The sequence below is a fragment of the Amycolatopsis cihanbeyliensis genome (assembly GCF_006715045.1).
In the GTDB taxonomy this organism is placed as follows: Bacteria; Actinomycetota; Actinomycetes; order Mycobacteriales; family Pseudonocardiaceae; genus Amycolatopsis; species Amycolatopsis cihanbeyliensis.
This window is the reverse complement of record NZ_VFML01000001.1, coordinates 171,831-198,134: the sequence shown is the minus strand read 5'-3', so window position 1 is coordinate 198,134 and position 26,304 is coordinate 171,831. Positions and strand designations below refer to the sequence as shown.

Sequence of the window (26,304 nt, the reverse complement as noted above, 5' to 3'; positions counted from 1 at the left end):
GTCACGCGCCCCTCGTGCCGGTGTCGGACAGGCTGCCCGGCATGTCCACAGCGGACGGACTGCCGCTGGATGCTCACGACACCGTCTGGGTGTCGTGAGCGTGACTTCTGGGTTCTGTGCTGAATGTCAGGAAGCCGGAGGGTTGCCCGTGGTGGGTGAGGTGAAGTTCGTGCATGGCCCTGGTGCAGGCGATGTAGAGCATGCACCTGTCCATCTCGTTGGCGTAGTTCTGCTCGTCCACCTGCGGGACGATCACCGTGTCGAACTCCAGCCCCTTGGCGATGTGTGCCGAGGTGATGACGATGCCGCCGGTGAAGGCGGTGCTGTCGTAGTCGAGGAAGGTCAGCTCGACACCGGCCCCGGACAGGGCGTGGTAGAGGGTTTCCGCCTGGGCGAGGGTCTTGCCGATGATGCCGAGGGAGCGATGGTCGCTGTCGCGGTGCTGCTCGATGAGTGTCAGGATCCGCGCCCGCTGGTCGTGCTGGTCCGCGCAGGCGAGGACCTGGGGTGGTGGTCCGTGGCGCTCGATCGGGATGAGCTTGTCGTTGCGCGAGATGTTCTGGGCGAACTCGGTGATCTCGCTGGTGGAGCGGTAGCTCTTGCACAACTCCAGGCAGTCGGCTTCCGGGAAGATGCTGTGGATCCTCGACAGGGACGAGGAGCTGAACGGGTTGATCGACTGGTTGGCATCTCCCAGGATCGTCATCGTGCAGGAGAAGAGCTCGCGCAGCACGGCGTACTGGATGGGCGTGTAGTCCTGCATCTCGTCGACCAGCAGGTGCCGGATGTGGCCGTAGCTCTCCTGCCGGGACGTTCTGATCATGGTGTAGATCAGCGGAAACACATCGGCGTACTCGATCTTCTTCCGCCCGAGTGGCTGGAACAGGCCGCGCCGGGCGGGGCCGTCGGTGTAGAACGCCCGGTAGATGGCGAACGCGTCCTTGTAGGGGAACATGGCGCGGACCTGCTTGCGGATGCTGGCGGTGTCGGCGGCGGCCCACGTGCCACCCTTGTCCAGCACCTCGTGTTTGAGCTTGTGCACAGCGGCATTGGCGACGCGGTCGAGCCGGGTGAAGACCGGAAGGGTCGGCGACTCGTGGAAAAGGTCGGCCACCCAGTCCGCCGAGAGCCGTTTGTGCTTGCGCTCGATCTCCCCGGGGGTGAAGTCCTCGTACGCGCGCGAGGTGATCCACTCCTCGAGGCGGGCGACGAACTCGGGCGTGGCCTTGTAACGCATACGCTCGGCCGCCGCGTCCTCGACCCCCTCGAGCAGGCCGACCACCTGGTCGCTGAACGCCTCGTAGCCGGTCACCCTCGCCAGGAACCTGCCCGCGATCGTGTCGACGTCGATCTCCGCGATCCGCTCCTCACCCAGTTCGGGAAGCACATCGGCGATGTAGTCGCCGAAGACCCTGTTGGGCGACAGGATCATGACATTGTCCGAGGAGAGGGTGTCCTTGAAGCGATACAGCAGGAACGCCACCCGGTGCAAGGCGATCGACGTCTTCCCCGACCCCGCCACACCCTGCAGGATCAACACCCGTGCCGTCTCGTTGCGGATCACCGCGTTCTGCTCACGCTGGATGGTCGCGACGATGTTCTTCATCCGGTCGTCGGCGGACTGACCCAGCTCCCGCTGCAGCACCTCGTCCCCGATGTTCAACGACGTGTCGAACATGTACTCCAGGCGCCCACCCTGAATCTTGTACTGGCGCTTGCCGGTGATCTCGCCATGGGTGGTGCCCGCCGGGGTCTCGAAGAACGCCTCCCCCGACTCGAAGTCGTAGTACAGACCCGACACCGGAGCACGCCAGTCGTGGATCACGATCTCCTGCGTCTCGGGATCCGAGAAATTGTGCACACCGATGTAGTACGGCCTGGCCCCCGCCTCACCCCGGCGGTGGAAGTCGACGCGCCCGAAGTACGGCGACTCCAGCAACCGCTCGATCCGCCCGCGCAGCATCACCGCGTGCTCGGCCAGCCGCACCGACATGTCCACCTCACCACGGAAGTTGGCCTTCTCCGCGAAATCCATATCCCGCAGGTTGTCCCACAGGTGCCGCTTCCGCTCCTCGATCGCGCGAGCCGACCCGTCGATGTCACCGGTAAGACGCTCCAACTCCCCCGACAGCAGCCGCACCGTCTCGGCCAGATGCCGCCGCTCCCGCTCCTCGTCTCGCGTCTGCGCGTCCGTCAACACCATCTCCGATCCAGGCCTCCGCATAAAACCTACTGTAACGTTAGGGTAGGGTAACGGTAGGGAGCCGGCGCCGGCCGGTCCACGGAAAGCGGCAGCGGGCGCGAGACGACGAGCGACGTCCGCGCGGGAGCCGGCCAGGTGATTCCGGAACGCGGGAGGCGTGCTCAGTGCCGCTCCGCGGCACTGGACCGGCTCTCCGCGTGGCTGTCGCTGACGAGACGTTGGCCCCAATGGCTGAAGGCGGTGACGAGATCGGCCGGGGCGTCGGCGCGACGCAACCGATCGATCTGCTCGTCGATGTAGTGCCGATAGAGCGGGATCAAACCGGCCGCCAGCAGGGGTGCGACCTGCGCGGGATCCAGCGGATGTCCCGCTCTGACACGCGCGGCCAGGCGGACCAGGGACGGTGCGACGGTGCTGGTGGCCAGGTACCAGGCCACGGCCTCCTCGTTGGTGGCGGCACGTCCCGTGGTCATGGTGCCGGTGCGGAGGAAGCGAACCGGGAACAGCACGGCCTTCGTGAACCACACCGGGTCCGCCAGGAGTCGGCGGGGGTGGTGGAACTCGGCGGTCACCTCGTCGGTCGCCAGGACGTCGACGGCGAACCGGGCGCTCTCCAGTAGCAGCTCCTCGGTGGCCGGGCGGGCGACCTGCGGTGCGACGTCGGCGCCGAGCAGGAGTACACCGTGGTCGGCCAACTCCAAGCGGTCGAGCGCGGGAAAACGCCCGTCGTCGTGCCCGTCCCGCAGCGCAGGCAGAGAGCCCCAGAACACGGACATCTTGCGGTGCAGGCCGCCCCGCCCGCGCACGGTTTCGCTCGTGGTCTCGACGGTGCCGGGATCGCCGTCGTGGGTGTCGGTGAGGACGACGGCCAGGTCGATGTCGCTGACAGCCGGCGCGTAACCGCCGTACGCGAGGCTGCCCAGCAGGTAGGCGGCGACCAGCCGTCCGGTGAACGCGTCCCGGAAATCGCGGGCGCATTCACCGGCGACGGCACGTGCCGCGGCGACCGGGTCGATCATGGTCATGCGGCGGCGGCCCCGGTGTCCCGCCGGGCGCACTCGGCGATGCGGTCGGAGACCACGGTGATGACCTGCCACGCGCGGTCCAGCACGGTGATGACGTCGTCCACGGTCCAGTCGGTGCGTTCCCGCAGAACTCGGTAACCCATCTCGAGATGCTCGGCGTCGGCCTCGTCGTGCAACTCGAAGTAGGGGTCCTCGGGGAAGGCTCGGGTGCCCGCCCTGCTGAAGACGAGACTCCCCGCTTCGAGCGCGAGGTGCGCAAGGACGGCGCGCTGGACACCCGGCAGTACGGCGAACTGGTCGACGAACCACGACGCGCCCGCTTCGATGACGGGATCCCAGACCACCCGATCGTCGCCCGCGCGGCTGCGGACCAGGATGGCGTCGTGCCCGATCTCCTCCTGCTGATGCTCCAGTGCGAGCGCCCGCAGGTCCGGGTCGGTCTCGAAGGTGACCCGGGCACTGATCATCCGTTGGAAGGCGTGCGACCAGGGCTGAAGGTAGGTGAGCACGGCCTTCTTCGTTTCGTCCGCGGTGTTCCCGTCGGTCAGCAGCCGGACCAGCTCCGACGACTCGTACTCCTGCTGACGCTGCTCGTTGTGGCGGACGACGCGTTCCACGTCCTGCTGGTTCACGATCTGCTCCTTCCGACGGTGCTACGCGGAATCATCGTTTCGGTCACGCGCCGCGAGATCGGCAGGCGACGAGGGGCGAGGGACGGACCGGTCGTAGACGGGTGGCCGGAAGTAGGTCGTGACGTCGCCCGGCCTGCCGGCCGCGCGATAGCTGACCAGTGCGAGGAGATCCCGGCTGTCGTGCAGCGGTCCGGGCGCCAACGCGGTGGCGAGACCGCGGAACCGGCCGGGGTCGACACCCTCACGGCGCAACAGCTCAGCGGTACGGTCCACGGCCTCCCGGTCGCAGGACGCCAGGCCGGCCAGCCTGAGGTAGGTGGCGCACTCGGCGGCTCCGTCCAGTCCGGAACGGAACGCCAAGCAGTTCAGGGCCGCTTCACCGGCGTCGGTACGGCCACCGGTCAGCGTCCGGTAGGCGGCCGACGCACGCTCGGCATCATGGTGCCGCGCCACGGAAGCGACACGGTTCACCTCGCCGATGTCGGCGCCGTGGTTGCGATAGTAGATCTTCACCCGGGCGTCCGCCTCGTCGGCAAGGTCCACGGCGAAGAACTCGATCTCCCGCCGGCCGGCGGTGCCCTCCACCCGCCGGCGCGCATCGTTCCATGCGGCGGTCATGCGCAGCCGCCGCATGGCTTCGCTCACCGCGGCGTAGCGCTGTGGGAGCGGCCACGCATACAACCCGAAGTACGTCTTGTGGACCGGCCTGGACGGCGGGCGCCAGGCGACCGAGTGCCACAGCGGCGCCGGCGACCGGCCCACCTGCGGCGTGAACACCTCGTGAATCCGCCCGAGTCGACGGTTCGCTGCCACCGCACCGGACCGGGCATGCCATGGGCTGTCCCGCGAAGCCAGGCCGCAGTCGAACAGGAGCCGCAACTCCGGACGGGTTCCGGACCAGTTCACCGACAGTTCGGCCGGGAACCCGTCGTCCGCGACATACGACGGCTCGGCGGGGGCCGGCCCGATCCGCTCACCCGCCCACGCGGGGAGCACGGAGCGCAGTACCCGGATGGACCGGACGGTCTGGTCGGCCGGAATCGCGAGCGCGTCACACGCCGACGCCCACAGTCCGCAGAGGAACTCTCCGGCCAGGAGGCCCTGTGCGGGATAGATCACGGACCCGACGTCGGGGTCGCGATCAATGGATCCCTCGTTTTCCCTTACCTGATCGGACAACCCTGGCGAGCCTCTGAACACCGGGCGATGCTAGCAGCTGAAGTGAGAATTCAACTATCAACTTACACCCTTCCAGCCCAGCGTATTGCGCCATGTGGGTTACTCATCGTGCGCCATTCCGGACTCCGCCACTCGGCGTCACCGCCGAGATCCTCGCATCCGGGTGAGGCATTGAGTTTCCTTGCCGGGTAGGGAAAATCCGGCGGCGCCGGTCCGCGGGTCAGACCGGAGCGGGCATCACGGTCATCGCGTGCTTCACCAACCGGATCAGCGCGATCTTGCTCGAGTCCCGGTCCCGCGCGTCGCACATGACGATCGGCACCTGGTCCGGGACGACCAGCGCCTCGCGGATCTCGTTCGCCTCGTAGCGCGGCGCGTCGTCGAAGCAGTTCACCGCGACGACGAACGGGATCTGCCGGCGCTCGAAGTAGTCGATCGCGGCGAAGCTGCCCTCCACCCGCCGGGTGTCGACGAGCACGATCGTCCCGATCGCACCGCGCGCCAGGTCGTCCCACATGAACCAGAAGCGCGCCTGCCCCGGGGTGCCGAACAGGTACAGCACATGCCGCGTCGAGATCGTGATCCGGCCGAAGTCGAGCGCGACCGTCGTGGTCTGCTTCCGCTCCACACCGGAAAGGTCGTCCACGCCCGTACTGGCCTCGGTCATCAACTCTTCCGTGGTCAGCGGCGGGATCTCGCTGACCGAGCCGACCATGGTGGTCTTCCCGGCACCGAAGCCGCCCGCAATGATGATCTTGACCGGTGCGGGGACCATGTCCCTCCCGGTGCCGTCAGTACTTGATGAGTCCATCGAGAACCGCCTGAAGTGTTTCGAGGTCCGGCTCCTGCGCCGGCTGGTGACTTGGGGACCGCGTGATGACGAGGCCGCGTTCGATCAGGTCGCCGCACAGCACCCGTACCACCCCGAGCGGGACCTTCACGTAGACCGCGATCTCCGCGACGGACATCGGCTCGCGGCACAGCCGCAGGACCGCCAGGTGTTCCGGGGTCAGCCCGGCCGGTTCCTGCTCCGCCCGCAGGGTTCGCACCTGGGTGGAAAGGTCGAGCCGCTCGCCGTCGGCCGGTGTCCGGCCCCCGGTGATCGTGTACGGCCGGACCAGCGGCCCGGCGGCCTCGTCGTACCAACCGTCGTCCTCGCTCACCTGGCCTCCGGGAGCGCGTGCGCGGCTTCCCGCGGAGCGGACGCCAGATAGTCGCCGACGCGCTTGACCAACCGGTTCATCTCGTAGGCGATCATCTCGACATCCACGTTCTCCTCCGCCAGCACGGCAAGGCATGCTCCCTGGCCGGCAGCCGAGACGAAGAGGTACCCGCGCTCCATCTCGATCATGTTCTGCAGCACCTGGCCGCGGGAGAACTGCTTGCTCACCCCCTTGGCAAGGCTCTGCAGGCTGGACGCGATGGCCGAAAGCTGGTCCGAGTCGTCCTTGCTCATGCCGGCCGACCGGCCGATCAGCAACCCGTCTGCGGAGAGCACCACGGCGTTCTGTGCGCCGACCACGCGGTTCACCACGTCGTCGAGCAACCAGTTGAGATCGGGTGTGGAGTTCCCGTACTCGTTCATGCGGAGAGACCCCGGCTTCCTTTGCGGAATTTCCTATGTGGACTTTATGTGTGCCGTCGCGGGCTACGAGCCGTCGACCCCGTCCCGTCCCCGACGAGTGCCCTTGTGGAAGGCGGCGAGCGTGCGCGCGGTGGCCGTTCCGGGGGGTACGTCGTCATTCTGGTCCTCATCGGGCTCGTCCCGGAGCTCGCTGACGAGATTCTGCTGAGGCTCGCGCCGGGGCAGCCGCGGCCGGTCGTCACCCCGTTCGGGGGGACGTTCGACCGGACCGGAGCCGTCCGTCCCCTCCGCGGTCGCGGGTGGCGCATCGGGCGCCGGGCCGGATGGGGCCGGTCCCGGTGCCGGGTACGGGCGCGGCTTGACATCCCGCCTCGCCGGGATCTGACCGGCGGGTGGGCTGGACGTGTCCACGGCACGAGAGGGGCGCTCCCTCGCCTGCGGGGCGGAGCCGCCGACCGGTGCGAGGACGGCGGTGTCCTCCGCCGGTGCGAACTCGGCGTCGCCGACCTGGCCCACGTGCTGCTCGCCGGCCAGGTGCTGGGAAGGGATGAGCACGGTGGCCCGGAGCCCGCCGTACCGGGACGGGTCGAAGGTGACGGTGATCCCGAGCTTGTCGGCCAGGCGCGCCACGACGAACAGGCCGAGGCTGGAGTCGGCCCGCAGTGCCATCGCGTCGAACTCGGGCGCCTTGGCCATCATCTCGTTGGCCCACCTGAGGACGCCGTCCTTCATCCCGAGCCCCTGGTCCGACACGTCGACCACGACCCCGCGGGCCACCACGCGGCTGGTCACCTCGACCGGGGAACCGGGCGGCGAGAACGAGGTCGCGTTGTCGACCAGCTCGGCGATCAGGTGGATCGTGTCGGCGACCGCGACCCCGGCGATCGCGACGTCGGCGACCTGCTCGACCTGGACCCGCGAGTAGTGCTGGGTCTCCGAGACGGCCGCCCGCAGCACCTCCATCAGCGTGACCGGCCTGCGCCAGCGGCGACCGGGTTGCTTGCCACCGAGGATGATCAGGTTCTCCGTGGTGCGGCGGGCGCGGGTGGCGAGGTGATCGAGCTGGAACAGCGACGACAGCTGGGTCGAGTTTTCCTCCCGGCTCTCCAACTCGTCGAGGATCTGCAACTGCCGATGGACCAGGACCTGGTTGCGGTGTGCGATACCGAGGAACACGTTGTGCACACCGCTGCGGGCCTTGGCCTCGCTCGCCGCGGCATTGACGGCGGTGAGCTGGGCGACGTTGAACGCCTCGGCCACCTGCCCGATCTCGTCCCGGCCGTGGTCGAGCTGAGGGAGCTCCTTCTTCACCTCGACCGGTTCGCCGTTCTTCAGCCGGTCCACGATCTTCGGCAGCCGGTCACGGGCGAGGTCGAGCGAGTCGTCGCGCAGGCGCGCGAGGCGCGTCATCAGCGCCCGGTCGACGAGCGAGCGGGACACTCGCACCGCGACGATGATCGCGGCCAGCGAGGCGAGCAGCGCGACCACGCTGCCGATGATCGCGTTGCGCAGCTGGGCGTTTCCGGCCTCGATCGCGGCAGCCGAGACCTGGTCGGCCTGGTCGATGGCGATGTCGTTGAGCTGCCGGGCGACCTCGTTCGTCGCGTTCTGCCACTCGGCCGCGTTCACCGGCACGCTCCCCTGCTCACCGGGGGACCACGGGCCGTGTTTGATCAGCGAGTCCTCCGCGCCGGCCAGCTGCTTCCACGCCGCGCTGTCGGTCAGGGCCTGGTACTTGTCGCCGACCCCGGGCTCGAGGAAGGGCGCGATCTGGGCCAGCTCCGTACGGTAGAAACCGGCCAGCTGGGTGAACCGGACGAAATCGGCGGGCGCGAACTGCCCGTCCGCGAACGCCGTCGACACGAGTGAGGTCTCGCGCGACATCATGTCACCGGCGCGGAAGACCGCGGTCGCCGTGATGCCGCCGTGCGCGGCCTCGGCCTCCGGCACGATACGTGCCTGGGTGTCGAACAGGTTCGACGCCGTGTCCAGCACCCCGTTGTAGTAGTTGTTGACCTGCGTGCGGTCGATGCTTCGGAAGTTGATCTGCGAGCGCACCACCGGCAACTGCTCGAAGTGGCTCTTCAGCGCGTTGACCTTGGTCGCGATCTGGTCGGGCGCGCTGGAGATCGTCGCGTCGAACGCGGTCTGCAGCGCCTCGAGCCGCTCGTCCGTCGCCGCTTGCTGCTCCTGTAACCCGGATTGTCCCGTACTGGGATTGTCGAGGTACTGCAGGGCGATCTGCCGTTCCTCCTGGAAGGCCGCCAGCGCGGTGGCGGCGGGGATCGACACCTGGCGCACCGAGTCCGCGACCAGCCGGACGTAGAGGCCGTTGATGAAGAAGTACGACGACACCGCGGTCCAAAGCACCAGCAGTGTCACGCTGGGAATGAGGACGGTCCTGGTCAGCCGCTTGCGGATCGACTTGTCGTACGGCTTGTCGGACTCGTCTTTGTCGGCTTTGTTCTGCACGGGGGTTCACGAGCTCCTGAGTGACAGTCGACGAAAAGTGGGGACCCGGCTGAGGAGGCAGGCACGACGAGGGGACACAGCAGCCGCCGTCACCAGTCTTGCCTCACCCTCCGTGTTGCTGCGGAACAGATCGGGATTCGTTTTCTACCACGGACCCCACGGCCGCGGTTGCCCCCGTCCGGTAAGCCGCGTCCCGCCGTCCGGCAGGCGCACCGTGGTCACTTTCCGCATCGTGACGATTACTCGCGTTTGCAGAGGTATTGGCGCCGCAGCGGAATTGTCGCCCACCAGCTTGGACCAAACGGGTGAAAGCGAGATGAGCGAGACCGATTCCGGCGAGTAACGCGGTTGGGCCGTCCCGGCGATTCAGGCGCGCACAGATGCGGACGACGGAAGGGACGCAGGCGGAACGAAACCGGAAAGGAAGCCGAGATGGATCACGACCCGTTCGCCGTACGCCGTGCCGGACCCCGGGCCGCCTCCGCCGCGGGAGCGTTCGCGCTCGGCTGGGGTGTCCTCACCGTGCCCGCGGCGGATGCGGCAGGCCCGGCCATGTTCCCGTCCACCTGCGACACCCCCAGCCTCGTCCGGGCGATCTCGGCGGCGAACGACGCGGGCGGCCCGGCCACCGTGCGGCTGGCAGGCAACTGCACCTACCTGCTCACCGAGCCCACGGCGTCCGGTGGCAACGGCGCGGACGGGCTACCGGTGATCACCGGAGACGTCACCATGCGTGGCACGGACACGACCATCGCCAGGGCCACGCGGGCGCCCCGGTTCCGCGTCCTCGAGATCGCCCCTGCGGCCGCACTGAGCCTGGACGGCATCACGATCTCCGGCGGGCACACCGCGGGCGGCGGCACGCCGGGCGCACCCGGCGCGGACGGCGGCGGCATCCGCAACGCGGGCACGCTCACGCTCCACCGCAGCGTGCTGACCGGCAACCGGACCGGTAGCGGCGCGGACGGTTCCGATGGCGCACCGGGCGCGGACGGGGGCGAGGCGGGACAGCCCGGCGGCTGGGGCGCACGGGGCGGACGCGGTGGCGGGATCTACAACGCGGGCGGCACCGTCACGCTGCGCGAGTCGTTGGTCAGCCACAACCGCACGGGCCGCGGGGGCGCGGGCGGCGACGGCGGGCACGGTGGGCACGGAGCCGCGGGTGGCGACGGCGGCTACGGCGGGAGAGGGGCCGCGGGCGGGAGCGGTGCCGGGCTCGGCGGCTCCGGCGGAACCGTCACCATCACCAGCAGCGTGTTCGCGCACAACCGCACCGGCGACGGCGGGCCCACCGGATCCGGTGGCGACGGCGGCGACGGCACGACCGGCGAGGGCGGTGATGGCGGCAAGGCCGGCAACGGCAGGACCTCCGCCAGCGGCGGCACGGGCGGCGGGATCGCCGCCGCGAGCCCGCTGACGGTCAGCGGGAGCATGGTGTACCGCAACGCCACCGGGGACGGCGGCGACTCCGGGCAGGCCGGTCACGGCGGCGACGGGGTGACCGGCGGGAGCGGGGCCGGAGTCTGGGGTGGCAGGGCGGCCACCCAGGCGGGCTCCGGCGGTGACGGCGGCGGCATCTTCACCCAGCGGGCATACCCCACGCGGATCGAGAACAGCACGGTCGCGCGCAACCGCACCGGCGACGGGGGCAACGGCGGCGACGGCGGCCGCGGTGGCAACGGTGAGCGCGCCGACGGGCTGGCGGGCTCCGGGGCCGTCGGTGGCTGGGGTGGCCACGGCGGGGGTATCGGTTTCGGCTCCGGGCCGAGCGAACCCGGCGCGGTGCTCGCCGCGACCACGGTCAGGGACAACCGCACCGGCCGTGGTGGCGACGGCGGCGACGCGGGCCGTGGCAGGGTCGCGCTCCGCAAGGGCCACGGCGGCAGCGGATGGGACGGCGGCGACGGCGGTGGCGTGCACGTCGACCGCAAGCGCAGGCTGGCCGTCGACGGTGGCACCATCACCGGCAACGTCACCGGCCCCGGCGGCCGGGTCGGCACCTCACCGAACCCGGACGGGCGAGCAGGCGGGACCGGGACGCGGGGCCTCGGCGGCGGGTTCGGCGCAGGATGGCACCTGCCCGACGACCCCGCGATCCGGTTGTCCGGCGGCGTTACAGTGCACGCCAACGAACCTGAGAACTGCTACCCGGAGCTCACCGGCTGCGGGTGACGCCGGCCACTGAGCACGCCGCAGGCGAACCGATTGCCCGCGTTACCGGTGGCCTTCGTGGCGTCGATCGCGGCCTGGCTGTTCGCGGTGTACTGGTTCGGCGCGTCACCGAGCGGAACGTTGCCGACGTTGTCCGGCCCGGTGTGCACGATCACCGCACGTGCCAGTACATCGCGGACCGCGAACTTGTCCAGGCGGAAGTGCATCTCGGCAGTGCCGTCCGCGCGGCGCATCAGCGTCGGAAGGTCACCGTCGTGGTGACCGTGTGTCTCACCGCCGGGATTCCAGTGCCCGTCGACCGAGGCGAACCAGGTGCTGGACGGTTGCTGCGGGTCCGCGACGCAGCCGGACCCATTGGCCGGATTGTCGTTGGCATGAATGTGGAACCCGTGGAACTCCGCCGAGTCGGCCGGTAGCCGGACCCGCACCGACACGTGCACGAACCGTCCCCAGCCGCTGAACCCAACCTTCCCGATGGCATGACCAGCCGCGTCCCGCAGCGTCGTGGTGGCCCAGGTCCCGGATGTTGCGTCCCCGGAGGTCCGGCTCGCGTGCCCGGAGCCACTCACCATAGCGGCGACGCTCACCCCGATCAGCGCGGCGAAACCGAACCGATTCCTACTTCCCTTGAAGATCATACTGAAATTCCTCCCAAATAGACCGGAAGAAGTGTCGCATGATTTTTTTCCACGCTTTCGCTGCGAGAAAAGGACCAACCCGTGAACCCGAGCGCGTTGTTCATACCAACTATCCACACCTGCAATTGGACCGCCGATATGGTAGCGATTCTTATCTTTTCAACGAACCTGTTGCGCACCGGGAAGGCGGGCGATACTCCCTTCAGCGCAGTATCTCACGAGATCCATCAAGGCTCCTCGAACCGCCGAATCGTCACTGTCGGCCGCCTGTCCCCCACAACTCCACGAGCAGGACCGGCCTGCGGCCAAGCGGGCTATCCGTTGCCGGAGGAGGGCAGTTCGGCCGGCGGCTCGGGGCTCGGGGATTCGTCGGTGGTGTCCGTGCCCTGCTGCCGTGCCCGACCGTCCGCATGCTCATGCGGCAACTCGCCGAGGCCGGTGAGAAGACCAGCGAACTCGTGCTCTTTCGCGATATCGAGGCGTTCCTCCACCAACGCCCGCGCCACGTACGGCACCTGATTGTTGACGACCTCCAACGCGCGGATGAGGGCGTGGGTTTCGAGGTTCATGGATGCCTCGCTCGGCGAGGCCGCGAAACACCGGACCCGATGGCGGCGCCCTCGGCGTCCAGCTCCGCCACGTCCTTCGCCGTACACATGAACGTGAGACCGGTGTAGTCGATCCGCACCGGAAACGTGATGCTGTTCCACTGCCCTCGTAGTAGCTGACGGTGCCGAGGCGCCCGTGGTCGGATGACCGATCCACAAGCCGGACGCGGGTGCCCGGTCGTGGCCGGTCGTTGGTACCGCGACCCCGGTGTACGACCCACCAGTACTCGCCGTCGAGGTCACAGGGCGGCGCTACCCCGTCCTCCGCCTTGTGCCGGTCAACCGTCCGTGCCGTCATCTACCCGTCGCTCCATCCGTCGTACTCAGCCAGGGTGGCTGGATGCCGTACGTCCAAACCTGACTACGGTGGGTGGTCAAACCCAGAGCACTGTTTCGGCTGTTATGCGGCCGGAATGTTGCACTCCGGCCTTTGACCTGGGGTAATGTCGATAGCACGCTCCGCGACATGAAGGGATGTACGCATGGCTGCCAAGCGGGTGCAGCTTGCCAGGGCGCGTAAGGCCGCTGGGTATACCCAGGAACAGCTCGCCAAGGCGCTGCACATTGACCGCAGCACGATCTTCCGGTGGGAAGCGGGCTTGAGCGAGCCGCTGCCCTATCGCCGGCCGAAGCTCGGACGATTGCTGCGACTGACGCGGCAACAGCTCGAAACGCTCCTGGTGGAGGACCGGCAGTCGGGCAGCAACGATTCGGGACCCGACCGACCGGTGCGGCCCCGGCCCGCCGGCGCGCCCACAAACGCGGTAAGCGCGACAACGTTCCAGGGATCAGCGGCGCCATTGGCCGTGCGCGTCGCACGAGTCGGGAACACGGCTACGCCATCTTCGGCCGCGGCCATCCAGCCGTGGCTCGCGCCAGCCATCGACGATGGCGAGATCGAGGCCCTCCAGTTGTTGCACCGGATCGACGCAAGCGACGTGGGCGCCGAGACGCTGGAAAGACTCGAGGTTGTTGTCGATGAGTTGGCCGTTGCGTACCCGACGACGCCGCCGCTGGTGTTGCTCGAGCGCATCCGGCGGCACCTCGGCTACGTCGATCGCCTACTCGATGCTCGCACGACGTTGGGCGAACACCAACGGTTGCTGGTCGTTGGCGGCTGGCTGTCGTTGCTCGGCGCTACGGTGCATATCGATCTGAACCAAACCGCTGCCGCGCGCGCACGGTTGAAGACCGCATCGAGCCTGGCCAAGCACGCAGGCCAGGACGAGATCCGCGCGTGGTGCCACGAGACCGAAGCATGGCGGGTACTCACCAGCGGCGATTACCCGCGAGCGCTCGAGCTGTCCGATGCGGCAAGGGAGCTTGCCCCGCCTGGCAGCTCCGTCGCCATTCAAGCCACGGCACAGCAGGGCCGCGCCCACGCACGACTTGGCCAACGACGCGAGACCTACGCCGCCATCGCAAACGTCCAACGTCTGGTATCGCCGATGCCGCGGCCGGAACAACCAGAACACCACTACGGCTACGACCCGGACAAGTCGATGGCGTACACCGCGACGACGCTCGCCTGGGTTGGCGACCCCGCCGCGGAAGACTACGCCCGGGAGATCATCCGCAGGCTTGCGCCGAGTGACGACATAAGCAAGTGGCCACGTCGCGTCGCATCCGCCAATATCGACCTGTCCCTTGCGCTGCTGGCCGACAATCGAGTCGATGAAGCAGCGAGCCACACCATGCGGGCGATCACCTCCGGCCGCATCGTTCCATCCAACCAGTGGCGAGCCGCCGAAGTAGTACACGCCGTGGAAACCCAAGGGCTACCGGAAGCGACCGACCTACGGGAAGCATACGAAGAAATGCGGCGGCCGGCCTGAGCATGATCACCTTTCGCGCACCCACCGGTCAGCCTGGATGACCCGACGGTCATCCATGAGCATGAGCCGGCAGGTTGCCGTCAGGCGGCAGGGTGACGCTCTGCCGGTCGATGGTGACTTGCCCTTGTACACCAATGATATGAGCGAGCAGAGCGGCGCTCCAGCCGGTACCCGTGCCGACCTCGAACACCCTATGTCCCGGCCGCGCGTCCAGCTCGGTCAACCTGCCCACGACCACCGACGGCATGGGCGCTTCAGGCGATCTGGGCTGCGAGCCGGTCAGCGGCGGTGCGGGGCTCCCGGCCGAGGAGCTCGGCCAGCAGAGGGCCGGCTTCGGCGAAGTAGCCCGCGCGGGCTGCCTGGTAGAAGGTGAGTAAGAGTCGGGCCATCTGCTCCGGCACACCGATCGTGAGTTGGTCAGCGACCCACTGTTCGTCGTCCAGGCGGACGCGTTTGACAGTGCGACCGGTGAGGTCAGAGGCGATCCTGGCGAAATCGTGGAAGGTGACGGCGGTCGGCGCGGTAAGGGTGATAGGACCATCGAAAGAGCGGTCACCGGCGAGGATGACCGCAGTGGCCTCGGCTATGTCGGCACGGTCGGTATACGGGACGGGGCCGTCTTCCGGCTGAGCGATCACGCCGGTCCGCTGCCACGGGCCGAGAACCTGATCGAGCGGACCGTAGGCGCCGTTGCGCAGTGCGGTCCAGTCGACTCCCGAGTCGCCGAGGATCGCCTCGGTGGCGATGTGGAAGTCCGACGCCCGGTACGGGTTGCCGGGGACGGCGCCATGCTGGCTCGTGTAGAGGATCCGCCGGGCCCCGGCCGCGACCGCGGCTTCGATGGCATTGCGGTGCAGGCTGACCATGTCGGCGGCCGGGTCGTTACCGGACACCAGAAGGACCTGCTCGGCACCGGCGAATGAGTCACGCAGCGCGGCCGGGTCCTCGTAGGAGCCCGGCCGCACGCGCACGCCGCGGTCGGCAAAGTGCTGCGCCTTGGTGGTGTCGCGGACGCTGACACCAATCTGGTCGGCGGGCATGCGCTTGAGGAGGTGCTCGACGGTGGCGCCGCCCAGCCCACCGGTAGCGCCGGTGACAACGATCATGTTCTTGACCTTCCTGAGCGCCCACGGTGTCCGTCTTGGTGGTGGGCGGCAGCATAAGTTGACCAATCGGGTCAGGTTTTCTTCCATCTGCGACTATAGGTAAACTGACCCATCGAGTCAAATTACGACGATGAGCGACAGGAAGAGACGGTGAGGGCCATGGCCGGTGCGGTGCCTTCGAAATCCCGGCTGCGCGCCGACGCCCGGCGCAATTCCGAACAGATCCGCTCTGCCGCGATCGGCGCCTTCCAGGGACAGGGCCTGACGGTGCCGCTGGAGGAGGTCGCCAAGGCGGCAGGGGTGAGTAAGGCCACGATCTTCAACCGGTTCGGCGGGCGGATCGGCCTCATCGAAGCCGTCATCGAAGAGGTCGTGGCGAGTGAGCTGTTCGCCGTCATCGACCACACCCGTACCATCGACGACGTCGGCGAGCGGATCGCGTACTACCTGACCGCGATCCGCGACCTCCAGTACCGCCAGCCCGCCTTCAACGACGTCCTGTTGCAGACATATCCGCACTCGCAGCAGCTCATGGAGATCTGCCGGGTCGGAAGCGAGGCCAACGAAGAGCTCATCGCAGCGGGGCGGGCCTCCGGTGTGCTGCGGCCGGAGTTCACGGCGGGCGACCTGCACGCACTCGTCGTCGACAACGCCCTCGCCCTCAAGCACGGCAAGCGGCCTCCCCGGGACGACTACGACCGCCGCACCAGGTACCTCCTGGACGGAATCCGGGGGCACTCCTCCGCTTCTGGCGGACGATGACGGCGTCCTTGCCGTGGTGTCCCGCCTCGCCCTCCGGGCTCATCTCGCTTCGGTGCAGAACACCAGGTGTACCCGGCCGGCACCGGGCCGAACGGGCCGTCGTCATCGGGTGCCTCCCAGGCGGGCGATCAGGACCGACTGGGCGGGGGAGCTTTCCAGCGGGTGTATCTCGGGTTCGCCGAAGCCCGCGTCCAACAGCCAGGCCGCGATGTCGTGTGCCGGGTAGACCTGGCCGCACTGGCCGTGGAAGAGGTTCAGGCTGAACACCCTGGTGAAGGCGTCGTCGACCGGATCGGCCGGGTGTTCCTGGTGTTCCAGCAGCACCACCGCGCCGCCGGGGCGCAGGGCTGCGGCCACCCGGTGCAGCAGCGTGCGGTTGGCGGCGGCGGTGCGGCCGTGCACGACGTTGAACAGCAGGGCGGTGTCGAAGCCCGAGCCAAGGTCCAGCTCGTCGTAGTCCCCCGGTCGCAAGGTGATGCGGTCGGTGACACCGGCCGCCTCGACCGCCGCCGCGTTCAGGGCCTCGGGGCGGTCCACGACGGTGGCATGCAAGGAAGGGTTCCCCGAGCAGAGCCGGATCGGGTAGGTGGCGTGGCCACCGCCGACGTCCAGCAGGGTCCGTCCTACCGGAACCAGCGCGGCGACCTCGGGGGCGATGTGCTCGGCGTGGGCGGACAGCATGCCCTGGAAGCGACCCAGGGTCTCGGGCCGCTCGGCCAGCCAGGCGTAGAAGTCCAGCGCGGCGGCGCCGGAGCGCACCGAGGTCTCCAGCTCGCCCCACGAGTCGAACAGGACCGTGGACCAGAAGTGTTCGACTCGACGGTAGTCGCCGCCGGCCAGCCACTTGTCGGCCATCGGCGCGTTCGCGTAGCGGTCGCCGTCGGCGGTCAGGTAGCCGCAGGAGACCAGCACGTCGGCCAGCAGCGTGGTGCCGCGCGGATCGGCGTCGATCCGCGCCGCCAGCTCGGCGGCCGGAAGGGGACCTTCCGCCAGCGCGGGAAAGACCCCGAGACGCAGGCCGGCCGTCGCCGCGCGGTACCCGGCCGTGGTGATCATGTCGAGAAAGGACGGTGGGCCGTCTCCCGCGTCCAGGTTCACCGGCATGTCAGCTCCTCTCCGGCAGGGCGCCCGCGGACGCCAGGTACTCGATGTGCCGCGCGATCATGGCCCGGTCCGCGGGGGGAAACCGCACCCCGCACTCGGCCGCCGCGGCCCAGGTGGCCGCGCAGTCGAACTCGGGGTGGGCGCGGTGGGTCGTGGTCAGGCCGAAGGCCAGCGGGCCGAACGCGCTGTCCGGGCTGTCCAGCATCAGCGACCGCCACCGCGGGTACTCCAGCAGCCGGGTCGGGTAGCCGACCTCGGTGAGCACCTCACCGAGGTCGGCGTAGGACAGCCCGTCGGCCCGGTAGTAGTGGAAGTCCCTGCCGTGCAGCTCCGGCCGGGTGGACAGGCCCGCGATCGCCGCGGCGAGCCGGTCCACCGGCAGCATGTCGATCACGTCCGCGGTTCTCGGCACGGCACCGACCTGCGCGCAGGTGGCGATCTGCCGGCTCAGGTAGGACTCGGTCTTTGCCGTGCCGGTGCGCATGTCCCCGACGATGGCCGCGATGCGGTGGATGGAGATCGGCAGGCCACGGTCGCGGGCCAGCACGCCCATCATGTCCGCGACCCACTTGGTGGTGTGGTAACCGGTGTCCAGCCCGGTCGGGTCCTCCGGCCGGTCGGCCTCGGTGATCCGCACCCGGTCGTAGGCGGAGCCGAGGAACACGCCGAGGGTGGACATCAGGTGCAGCGGCTTGGTCGTGTACCGGGTGGCCAGCCGCAGGATGTCCGCGGTGCTGCCGATGTGCGGGGGCATCATCCACTGGTAGGTGAGCACGAAGTTCATCACCGCGCCGTTGTGGTAGATGGCGTCCATGCTCTCCGCCAGCTCGTCGAAGTCCCGGCGGGTCAGGCCCAGCCCGGGCTCGGAAAGGTCGCCGACGACCGGGACGATCCGCGCCAGCGCCTCCTCGGGCACCTCGAGACGGGCCCGCAGCAGGTTGGCTCGCACCCGCGCGCCTGCCATGGCCGGGGTCTCGGCGCGCACCAGGCAGTGCACCTCGGCGCCGGTGCGGGTGAGCAACTCGGCGATCAGGTGCGCGCCGAGGAACCCGGTCGCCCCGGTGAGCAGCACCCGCTCGACGGGGCCGCTCCGGGGTCCGGTGGGCACGATGTCCTCGGGCGGACACGCGTCGGCGCGCATCCGCTCAGGGGCCGGCAGCCCTGCGGAGTACCGCGTGGCGAAGGTGTCCTCCGCCGCGGCCGCCTGCTCGACGACCTCGGCCAGCTCGGCCAGGTCGGCCGTGGCGAACAGGGCCCGCAGTGGCACGTCCACCCCCAGCAGCGCGCGGATGCGGGCCAGCACCCTGGCCGCGATCAGCGAGTGCCCGCCGAGCCCGAAGAAGCTGTCCCGGCGGCCGACGAGGGGCACCTCCAGCACCTCGGCCCAGACCTCGGCCAGGGTTCGCTCCACCGGGGTGCGCGGCGGCTCGTAGGCCGCCGCGCGCGGCCGGGGATCCGGCAGGGACGCGGTGTCGACCTTGCCGTGGCGGGTCAGCGGCAACTCGGCCAGCTCGACCAGCGCGCCCGGCAGCATCGCCTCGGGCAGCCGCTCGGCGCAGCCGGCACGCAGCTCGTCCAGTCCCGGTGCGGCCTCGCCTTCACGGGCCACGACGTAGGCGACCAGGGTCTCGGCGCGCACGGCGACCGCGGCGTCGACCAGCCGGGGGTGGGTGAGCAACGTCGCGCGCACCTCGCCGGGCTCGATGCGGTGGCCGCGCACCTTCACCTGGTCGTCGGCGCGGCCGAGGAACTCCAGCCTGCCCTCCGGCAGCAGCCGCGCCAGGTCGCCGGTGCCGTAGATGCGTCCCCCGGGCACGGTCGGGTCCGGCAGGTAGGCCGCCGCGGTGCGAGCCGGCTCGCCCCGGTAGCCGCGGGCGGGTGCCGCTCCCCCGATGTGCAGCTGCCCGGGCACCCCGACCGGGACGGGCCGGAGCCACTCGTCCAGCAGGTAGGCACGGACGCCGGGCAGCGGGCGGCCGATGGGCAGCGCGGCCGACGGCGGCGCGTCGGCGGCGGCGATGTGCGCGGTGGCGCAGACGGTGGTCTCGGTGGGGCCGTAGTGGTTGACCAGGGTGACGCGCCCGCCGGTGAGCCGCGCCCATTCGGCGACCGCGCGCGCGGGCACGGCCTCGCCGCCGATCATCATCACCCGCAGCGGGGTGCTGTCGTCGACCGCCTCGGCGAGCCCGGCCAGGTCGGCCACCCACCGCTTCCACAGCGCCGCCGCGGTGTCCACGGCCGTGATGCCGTGCTCGGCGCACAGCCGCAGCAGCTCGGCTCCGCCGATCGAGGCGGGCTCCGGGTGGGTCAGCACGGCCGCGCCCGCGCACCAGGCGGGGAAGATGTCCCCGACGGAGGCGTCGAAGCTCAGCGGCGGAACCATCAGCAGGCGGTCACCGGGCCGGAAACCGTGCAGGTCGATGAAGGCGCGGGTCAGGTTCGCGAGGCTGTCGTGCTGCACCTGCACCCCCTTGGGTTTCCCGGTGGACCCTGAGGTGTGCACGATGTAGGCCAGCGCGGTCGCGGGCAGGTCCACGGCGGGCGGCGCGGCGGCTTCGGCCCCTAGCTCCCCGGTGGCCAGCACGCTCCCGGGGAACCCGTCGAACCGGTGCCGGTCGGCGGGAGTCGTGATCACGGCGGGTGCCCCGCAGTCGGCGAGCAGGGCGGTCAGCCGGGCGGGCGGGTGCGCCGGGTCGAGCGGCACGTAGGCGCCGCCCGCCTTGAGCACCCCGAGCAGCGCGGTCAGCGCCTCGGGCCCGGCGGGCAGCGCCACCCCGACCGGGGTCTCCGGGCCGACACCGAGCCCGGCGAGCAGATGTGCGATGCCGTTGGCCCGGCGGTCCAGCTCCCCGAACGTGACCGTGGTGCCGTCGGCGAGCGAGACGACCGCCGGGGCGGCGGGATCCTGCGCGGCGATGCGGGTCAGCACCCCGGGCGCCGGAGGGGGCTCCGCGCCGTTGACGGCGGCGGCCACGGCCCGGTCGGTCCCGCCCAGTGCGTCCAGTGTGGACAGCCGGGCGTCCGGCCGGTCGAGTATCGCGGTGAGCACGGCCAGCAGGTGCTCGGCGATGCGGGCGACGGTCTCCGGTTCGAACAGGTCGGTGCTGTAGTCCAGGGTGGCGGGCCAGTCACCGCCGGTCTCGCGCACGTGCAGGGTCAGGTCGAACCGGCTGGTTCCCCGGTCGACCGGGACGGCCCGCGCGGGGAACCCGGCCCATTCGCCGGAGCCCTCACCCTGGTTGAGCACCAGCATGACCTGGAAGAGCGGGTGGTGGGACAGGTCCCGGCGCGGGGCCACCCTGCCGGTCACCTCGTCGAAGCTGACCTCGGCGTTCCCGAGCGCGTCGATGGCGGTCGCGCGGGCCCGGCCGAGCAGTTCCGTCCCGGTCGGGTCGCCGGAAAGGTCCACGCGCAGCGCGGTGGTGGTGACGAACATGCCCACCGTGCGCTCCAGCTCGGTGAACGGGCGGTGCGTGGTGGGCGCGCCGATGACCAGGTCGTCGCCCGCGCCCCGGCGGGCCAGCAGGACGGCCAGCCCGGCCAGCAGGACGGCGAAGGGGGTGGCCCCATTGGCGCGGGCGGTGGCGGACAGCCGCTCGGCCAGCCCGGCCGGGATGGTGAACGGGTGCGAGGCGCCCTCGACGGTGCGCCGCGGGGTGCGGGGGCGGTCCGTGCCCAGTTCCAGCGCGGCGGGCGCGCCCGCGAGCCGCTCGGCCCAGTGGTCGAGCTGGCGCTGCCGCTCCCCGTCGGCCAGCCGTTCGGCCTGCCAGTGCACGTAGTCGGGGAACTGGGTGTCCACATCGGCCAGTGGTTGTCCGGCGTAGGCCGCGCCGAGGTCCGCGGCGACGATGGCAAGCGAGCGGTCGTCGCAGACGACGTGGTGTGCGGCCACGACCAGCGCGCAGTCGGCCGGGCCCAGCCGGATGAGCCGCAGCCGCAGCAGCGGCGCGGCGGAAAGGTCGAACGGCAGGTCCACCTCGGCGGCCACCGCGCCGCGCAGTGCCTCAGCAGGTTCGAGGCCGTCGGATCGGGTGAGGTCGCTGACCGCGACGTCCGCCGCCACCTCGGGCAGTACCTGCTGCTCGGGACTACCGTCCACCTCGACGATCCTGGTGCGCAGCGCCTCGTGCCGGGCGAGCACCGTCGCCAGTGCGGCGCGCAGCCGCTCGGGATCGAGGTCGGCGGACACCCGCAGCGCGCAGAACATCACGTACGCGCCGGAGTCCCGGCCGAGCCGCTCGGTCAACCACAGGCCGCGCTGGTTACCCGACAGCGGGACGGGCTCGCCGCCGGGGCGGGGCGGAACGGCGGGCGGCGCGGTGGCCAGGCCGCGCTCGGCGACCAGGCGCGCCAGCAGTCGCTCGCGGTCGGGCAGCTCGGTCACTGGGGCATCCTTTCCGGGGTGGACGCGTCGGGCAGGTCGTCGACCGCACGCAGCCTCGGCCGGGACCAGGCGTAGGCGGTCAGCGCGAGCATGAGCGCGCCGACGACGAGGAAGACCAGGGCGATGCCGCGGCCGTCGCCGGTACCGATCACCGCGCCGACGGTGCCGGCCAGCGCACCGCCCTCGGCCATGAGCGGTTCGGCGATGCCATCGGTGATCGGGCCGATGAGCAGGTAGGCGACCGGCATCGCGGCGGTGCTGAGCACACGGACCACGGCGAGTACGCGACCGAGCACCTCGGAGTCCACTTTGGTCTGAATGAGGGTGATGCACGAGGTGTTCATCAGGGGCAGGGTGAACAGGAAAGCGGGCGCGGCCACCGCGATCAGCCACGGGGACGGCGCGAGGCTGTGCAGGACGAGGAAGACACCGCCGAGCCCCAGCCCGGCGTAGATGCCGAGCACCCGCCGTTTCGGCCCGCCCCAGGCGCCCATCACGAGCCCCCCGACGAACATGCCGCTGCCGCCAGCCGCCATCAGCACGCCCAGGGTGGCTGGGTCGGCGAAGGACAGGATGAGCGGTTGGACCAGCCCGCCCGCGATGGCGAACAGGAAGTTCCACACGCCGAACACCACGCACAGGGTGAGCAGGGCGGGCGCGGTGGCCAGCCAGCGCAGGCCCGCCCCGGCGCCCGAGTTCTCCCTGCCCCTGCCCGCGGGTGTGGTGGCTTCGGCGGGTGGCCGGGTCAGCAGCAGGGTGGTCACCGCGAACGCCATCGACAGCAGGTCGATCAGCAGCACCCCGCGCAGCCCGACCAGCGCCAGCAGCGCGCCCGCGACCAGCGGGGCGGCGATCTGTACCCCCTGGGTCAGCTGCATCAGCCCGTTGACCCGCCCGAGATGCCGCTTGGGCACCAGCGCGGGCACGAGCGCGGTGTAGGCGACGATGTGGAAGGAGTTGAGCGTGGCGGTCATCGCCGTGGCGACGTAGATGTGCCAGGTGGCCAGCGCGCCGGTGCTGACCGCCACCAGCAGCAGCGCGGTGACCACGCCCGCCCCGGTGTCGGCGGTGAGCATGACGCGGCGGCGGTCGTGACGGTCGGCGACCGCCCCCGCGTACGGGGCGACCAGGATGCCCGGCAGCACCGCGCAGAACTGGATGAGCACGAACTGGGTGACCGACCCGGTACCCAGGTACACCCAGACGCCGAGGACGAACGCGCTGAGCGCGGACCCGATGACCGACACCAGCTGGCCGGCCCAGATCACCGCGAACCGGCGCAGCCCGCCGTCGGTCGGGACCTCCGGTGCGGTGGTCACGGGTTCTCCTCCAGCATGGTGCGGATGTCGTCGGTGGACGTGCCGTCCAGCTCCACGCGCAGCTGCGCGATCGCGGCGATCTGGCCGGGCTTGTCCTCCAGCTCGGTCAGCACGCGGGCCAGCCCGGCCACGGTGGGCTCGGCGAACATCCGTCCGATCGGGACGGTCACCGAGAACGCGGCCCGCACCCTGGCCAGTACCTTCGCGGCCAGCAGCGAGTGCCCGCCCACGACGAAGAAGTCGTGGTGCACGCCGAGGACCGGCACGGCGAGAACCTCCTGCCAGATCCCGGCCAGCACCCGCTCCACCGGATCGCGCGGGGCGACCCGCTCGGCGTCACCCGCCCACACCGGGTCGGGCAGCGCCTGCCGATCCACCTTCCCGTTCGCGGTCAGTGGCATGGTCTCCAGCAGGACCGCGGCGGCCGGGACCAGGTACTCGGGCAGCAGGTCGGCGAGCCGGGCACGCAGCAGGGACCACAGGTCCGGCTCCTCGCCCCGCCCGCCGCGGGGAACCAGGTAGGCCACGATCCGCAGGTCCTCGCCCGACCCCCTTGTGCCGACAACGGCCTCCCTGACCTCGGGGCATCGCAGCAGGGCGGCCTCGATCTCGCCGAGTTCGATCCGGAACCCGCGCAGCTTCACCTGGTGGTCGGCACGGCCGAGGAACTCCAGCGAGCCGTCCCGGAGCAATCGGACCTTGTCGCCGGTGGCGTAGAGGCGGCCGGCCCCGAACGGGTTGGGGCGGAAGCGGTCCGCGGTCAGCCCCGGCCGCCCCCGGTAGCCGCGCACCACGCCCGCGCCGCCGATGTGCAGTTCGCCGACCACCCCGGGTGGGACCGGCTCCATCCGCGCGTCGAGTACGTACAGACTGGTGTTGCCGATCGGCGGTCCGAGCACGACCGGCGCGGGTGCCGGGTCGACCAGCGCGGCGGAGGACCAGACCGTGGTCTCGGTGGGGCCGTAGGCGTTCCACACCAGCGCGTCGTCGGTGAGCAGGGAGTCGGCGAGGTCACGGGGCAGCGCCTCACCGCCGCACACCCGGGTGACCACCCCGGCGGGGACGCCGCCCGCCGTCTCCAGCAGTCGCCAGGTGGCCGGGGTCGCCTGCATGGCGGTGGCGCCCGCGGAGGCCAGCAGGTCGCGCAGCGCCGGGCCGTCCGCGGCGGTCTCGGCGGGCACGACCAGCACCCGTGCCCCCGCGACCAGCGGGAGCAGCAGTTCCAGTACGGAGATGTCGAAGGACAGCGTGGTGACCGCCGCGAGCCGGTCGGTGGGCGCGAGGTCGAGCAGGTGCTGGAACGCCACCAGCATGTTCACCACGGCCCGGTGCGGGACCTCCACCCCCTTGGGCCTGCCGGTCGAACCGGAGGTGTAGATGACATAGGCCAGGTTCTCGCCGAGCACCGGCGCCGCCGGGACGGGCTGGTGCGCGCCGGCCTCGCCAGGGGTCAGCACGGTCCCGGCGAAGCCGAGGTCCTCCCCGGCCCCGAGCAGCACCCGCGCCCCCGAGTCCGCGAGCATCCCGGCCAGCCGGGCGGTCGGCCAGCTCGGGTCCAGCGGCAGGTAGGCCGCCCCGGCCCGCCACACGCCCAGCACCGCCGCGAGCAGGTCCGGGGTGCGCGGCAGGCACAGCCCGACCGGGGCGTCCGGGCCCGCCCCGTGCGCGCGCAGCAGCGCGGCGATCCGCCCGGCCCGCTCGTCCAGCTCCCGGTAGGTCAGGGCGGACCCGTCCGGCCCGCTGACGGCGATGTCCTCGGGCCTGCCCGCGATCAGGTCCAGCGCGGTGGTCGCGGTGGGCAGCGGTAGCTCGGAGGCGTTCAATCCCTCCAGCACCTCCCACCGGAGCACCCCGGTCAGCGCGTCCAGTTCGGACACTCGACGGCCGGGGTTCTCGGCGACGGCGGCCAGCAGCGCGACGAACCGGTCGGCGAAGTCGGCGATGGTCTCCGGGTCAAACAGGTCGGTGCTGTACTCGATGTCGAAGGCGAGCTCGTCGCCGCGCCGCTCGGCGGCGAGGGTGAGGTCGAACTTGGCGACCTTCGGATCGACCACCACCGGCGTGGCGGCCAGGTCGGCGAACGACATCCGCAGCGGCGGGGTGTTCTGCAGGATCAGCTGGGCCTGGAACACCGGCGCGTGTCCCAGGCTGCGCTGCGGGCTCAGCCGCTCGACCAGCTGCTCGAACGGCAGTTCCGCGTGCGCGAGGCCGTCCACCGTGACCTTGCGGGTGCGGATGAGTAGTTCCTCGAAGGTCGGGTCGTCGCCGACGTGCGTGCGCAACGCGAGGGTGTTGACGATGAAGCCGATCAGCCGCTCCAGGTCCGGGTGCGCACGGCCGGCGACGGGCGTGCCGACGACGACATCCTCCTGCCCGGCCAGCCGCCCCAGCCGGGCGGCGAACGCCGCCAGCAGCACCATGAACAGCGTGGCACCCCGCCGCGTGGCCAGCGCCTCCAGCCGGTCCACCAGCGCCCCGGGGACCGCGTGCTCGTGCAGTGCCCCCCGGTAGGTGGAGATCGCCGGCCGGGGCCGGTCAGTGGGCAGGGTGAGCAGTTCCGGCGCTCCCGAGAGGTGCTCGGCCCAGTAGTCCAGGTGCTCGGCCCCGTCCCCCACCCTGTCCCGCTGCCACGCCGCGAAGTCCGGGTACTGCACCGGCAGCTCGGGCAGCTCCGGTCGGGTCCCGGACACCGTGGCCCGGTAGCAGATGCCCAGCTCGTCCAGCAGCACCGACAGCGACCAGGCATCGGAGATGATGTGGTGCAGGTTCAGCACCAGCACGTGGTCGTCCTCGTCGAACCGCCCGAGATCCGCCCGCAGCAGCGGTCCGCTGTGCAGGTCGAAGGGTTCCGCGCCGCGCTCGTCGGCGAAGCGCTGCGCGGCGGCGTCCCGGTCCTGCCCGGTCAGGGTGTGCTCGCGCAGTGTCGCCGATCCGGTCGGGGCCACCAGCTGCACCGGTTCCCCGCCGGATTCGGGGAACGTGGTGCGCAGGGCCGCGTGCCTGGCCACCACCGAGTCCAGCGCCGCGCGCAGCGCGGCCCGGTCCAGCCTCCCGCGCAGCCGCATTCCCATGGGCACGTTGTAAGCGGCGCTGCCGGCGGAGAACTTGTCGAGAAACCACAGGCGCTGCTGGCCGAACGACAGCGGGTAGGGCACGGGCGCCGTGGCGCGGGCGCGCAGGCGCTGCCCGAGCAGCTCGCGTTTGCGGACGGCGGACATGGGCCCAGCGGAATCGGGCTCGGTCATCGTCGGCTCCCAGAGGGGTCTCGTCGGTCGGTCTC

19 protein-coding genes are annotated in these 26,304 nt (G+C 70.7%); 3 read left to right on the top strand and 16 right to left on the bottom strand.

Going from position 1 to position 26,304, the window contains the following annotated elements; all coding sequences use genetic code 11:
* Positions 1 to 73 precede the first annotated feature (73 nt).
* The 8 genes from FB471_RS00555 to FB471_RS00520 all read right to left on the bottom strand — a co-directional run bounded on the left by FB471_RS00555 (position 74) and on the right by FB471_RS00520 (position 9,096).
* Positions 74 to 2,224, bottom strand: a complete 2,151-nt coding sequence (locus FB471_RS00555) for a HelD family protein (protein ID WP_246076177.1) — start codon at positions 2,222 to 2,224, stop codon at positions 74 to 76.
* A gap of 140 nt (positions 2,225 to 2,364) precedes the next feature.
* Positions 2,365 to 3,228 carry a nucleotidyltransferase domain-containing protein gene (locus FB471_RS00550; RefSeq protein ID WP_141995414.1) on the bottom strand — a complete coding sequence of 288 codons (864 nt, stop codon included), beginning with the start codon at positions 3,226 to 3,228 and terminating at the stop codon, positions 2,365 to 2,367.
* Positions 3,225 to 3,860, bottom strand: a complete 636-nt coding sequence (locus FB471_RS00545; RefSeq protein ID WP_141995413.1) for a hypothetical protein — start codon at positions 3,858 to 3,860, stop codon at positions 3,225 to 3,227. The genes FB471_RS00550 and FB471_RS00545 overlap by 4 nt, the downstream gene beginning before the upstream one ends.
* 21 nt (positions 3,861 to 3,881) lie before the next feature.
* The gene (locus FB471_RS00540; RefSeq protein WP_246076176.1) at positions 3,882 to 4,979 is read right to left on the bottom strand and encodes a hypothetical protein; all 1,098 of its coding nucleotides are present in this window, start codon (positions 4,977 to 4,979) and stop codon (positions 3,882 to 3,884) included.
* Positions 4,980 to 5,259: 280 nt separating this feature from the next.
* Entirely contained in the window at positions 5,260 to 5,814 is a 555-nt protein-coding gene (locus FB471_RS00535) for a GTP-binding protein (protein WP_141995412.1), read from the bottom strand.
* Between the two features lie 16 nt (positions 5,815 to 5,830).
* On the bottom strand, positions 5,831 to 6,202 hold the full coding sequence (locus tag FB471_RS00530; protein ID WP_141995411.1) for a DUF742 domain-containing protein: 372 nt from the start codon (positions 6,200 to 6,202) through the stop codon (positions 5,831 to 5,833).
* Positions 6,199 to 6,624, bottom strand: a complete 426-nt coding sequence (locus tag FB471_RS00525) for a roadblock/LC7 domain-containing protein (protein WP_141995410.1) — start codon at positions 6,622 to 6,624, stop codon at positions 6,199 to 6,201. Before FB471_RS00525 ends, FB471_RS00530 begins: the two co-directional genes overlap by 4 nt.
* 63 nt (positions 6,625 to 6,687) lie before the next feature.
* Positions 6,688 to 9,096, bottom strand: coding sequence for a sensor histidine kinase (locus tag FB471_RS00520; RefSeq protein ID WP_141995409.1), 2,409 nt, complete (start codon positions 9,094 to 9,096; stop codon positions 6,688 to 6,690).
* A 432-nt stretch (positions 9,097 to 9,528) separates the two neighbouring features.
* Here FB471_RS00520 and FB471_RS00515 point away from each other — a divergent pair, with 432 nt between their 5' ends.
* Positions 9,529 to 11,268, top strand: coding sequence for a hypothetical protein (locus FB471_RS00515; protein ID WP_141995408.1), 1,740 nt, complete (start codon positions 9,529 to 9,531; stop codon positions 11,266 to 11,268).
* On the opposite strand, the gene FB471_RS00510 is transcribed toward FB471_RS00515, so the two are convergent.
* Both FB471_RS00510 and FB471_RS00505 read right to left on the bottom strand, forming a co-directional pair.
* Positions 11,241 to 11,906 carry a superoxide dismutase family protein gene (locus FB471_RS00510; RefSeq protein ID WP_141995407.1) on the bottom strand — a complete coding sequence of 222 codons (666 nt, stop codon included), beginning with the start codon at positions 11,904 to 11,906 and terminating at the stop codon, positions 11,241 to 11,243. The genes FB471_RS00515 and FB471_RS00510 overlap by 28 nt on opposite strands.
* Positions 11,907 to 12,220: 314 nt before the next feature.
* Entirely contained in the window at positions 12,221 to 12,475 is a 255-nt protein-coding gene (locus FB471_RS00505) for a hypothetical protein (protein WP_141995406.1), read from the bottom strand.
* A 521-nt stretch (positions 12,476 to 12,996) separates the two neighbouring features.
* On the opposite strand from FB471_RS00505, the gene FB471_RS00500 reads away from it, so the two are divergent.
* Positions 12,997 to 14,349 (top strand): helix-turn-helix domain-containing protein, encoded by a 1,353-nt coding sequence (locus FB471_RS00500; RefSeq protein WP_141995405.1) that lies wholly within the window; start codon positions 12,997 to 12,999, stop codon positions 14,347 to 14,349.
* Between the two features lie 49 nt (positions 14,350 to 14,398).
* Here the strand turns inward: FB471_RS00500 and FB471_RS00495 are convergent, their stop codons facing one another.
* Together FB471_RS00495 and FB471_RS00490 are read right to left on the bottom strand one after the other, a co-directional pair.
* Entirely contained in the window at positions 14,399 to 14,596 is a 198-nt protein-coding gene (locus tag FB471_RS00495; RefSeq protein WP_141995404.1) for a methyltransferase domain-containing protein, read from the bottom strand.
* 7 nt (positions 14,597 to 14,603) lie between these two features.
* Positions 14,604 to 15,455 (bottom strand): NAD(P)H-binding protein, encoded by an 852-nt coding sequence (locus tag FB471_RS00490; RefSeq protein ID WP_141995403.1) that lies wholly within the window; start codon positions 15,453 to 15,455, stop codon positions 14,604 to 14,606.
* 159 nt (positions 15,456 to 15,614) lie between these two features.
* Between FB471_RS00490 and FB471_RS00485 the strand changes: the two genes are divergently transcribed.
* Positions 15,615 to 16,217 (top strand): TetR/AcrR family transcriptional regulator, encoded by a 603-nt coding sequence (locus tag FB471_RS00485; RefSeq protein ID WP_141995402.1) that lies wholly within the window; start codon positions 15,615 to 15,617, stop codon positions 16,215 to 16,217.
* A 102-nt stretch (positions 16,218 to 16,319) separates the two neighbouring features.
* Here the strand turns inward: FB471_RS00485 and FB471_RS00480 are convergent, their stop codons facing one another.
* Genes FB471_RS00480 through FB471_RS00465 form a run of 4 tightly spaced genes read right to left on the bottom strand, consistent with a single transcriptional unit; the run spans position 16,320 to position 26,269 of the window.
* Positions 16,320 to 17,321: a methyltransferase gene (locus FB471_RS00480; RefSeq protein ID WP_141995401.1), complete on the bottom strand. Its 1,002-nt coding sequence runs from the start codon at positions 17,319 to 17,321 to the stop codon at positions 16,320 to 16,322.
* Position 17,322: 1 nt separating this feature from the next.
* On the bottom strand, positions 17,323 to 21,705 hold the full coding sequence (locus FB471_RS00475; protein WP_170220649.1) for a non-ribosomal peptide synthetase family protein: 4,383 nt from the start codon (positions 21,703 to 21,705) through the stop codon (positions 17,323 to 17,325).
* Complete coding sequence (locus FB471_RS00470) at positions 21,702 to 23,024, bottom strand: MFS transporter (protein ID WP_246076175.1); 1,323 nt, start codon at positions 23,022 to 23,024, stop codon at positions 21,702 to 21,704. Before FB471_RS00470 ends, FB471_RS00475 begins: the two co-directional genes overlap by 4 nt.
* Positions 23,021 to 26,269 (bottom strand): non-ribosomal peptide synthetase, encoded by a 3,249-nt coding sequence (locus FB471_RS00465; RefSeq protein ID WP_141995399.1) that lies wholly within the window; start codon positions 26,267 to 26,269, stop codon positions 23,021 to 23,023. The genes FB471_RS00470 and FB471_RS00465 overlap by 4 nt, the downstream gene beginning before the upstream one ends.
* Positions 26,270 to 26,304 lie beyond the last annotated feature (35 nt).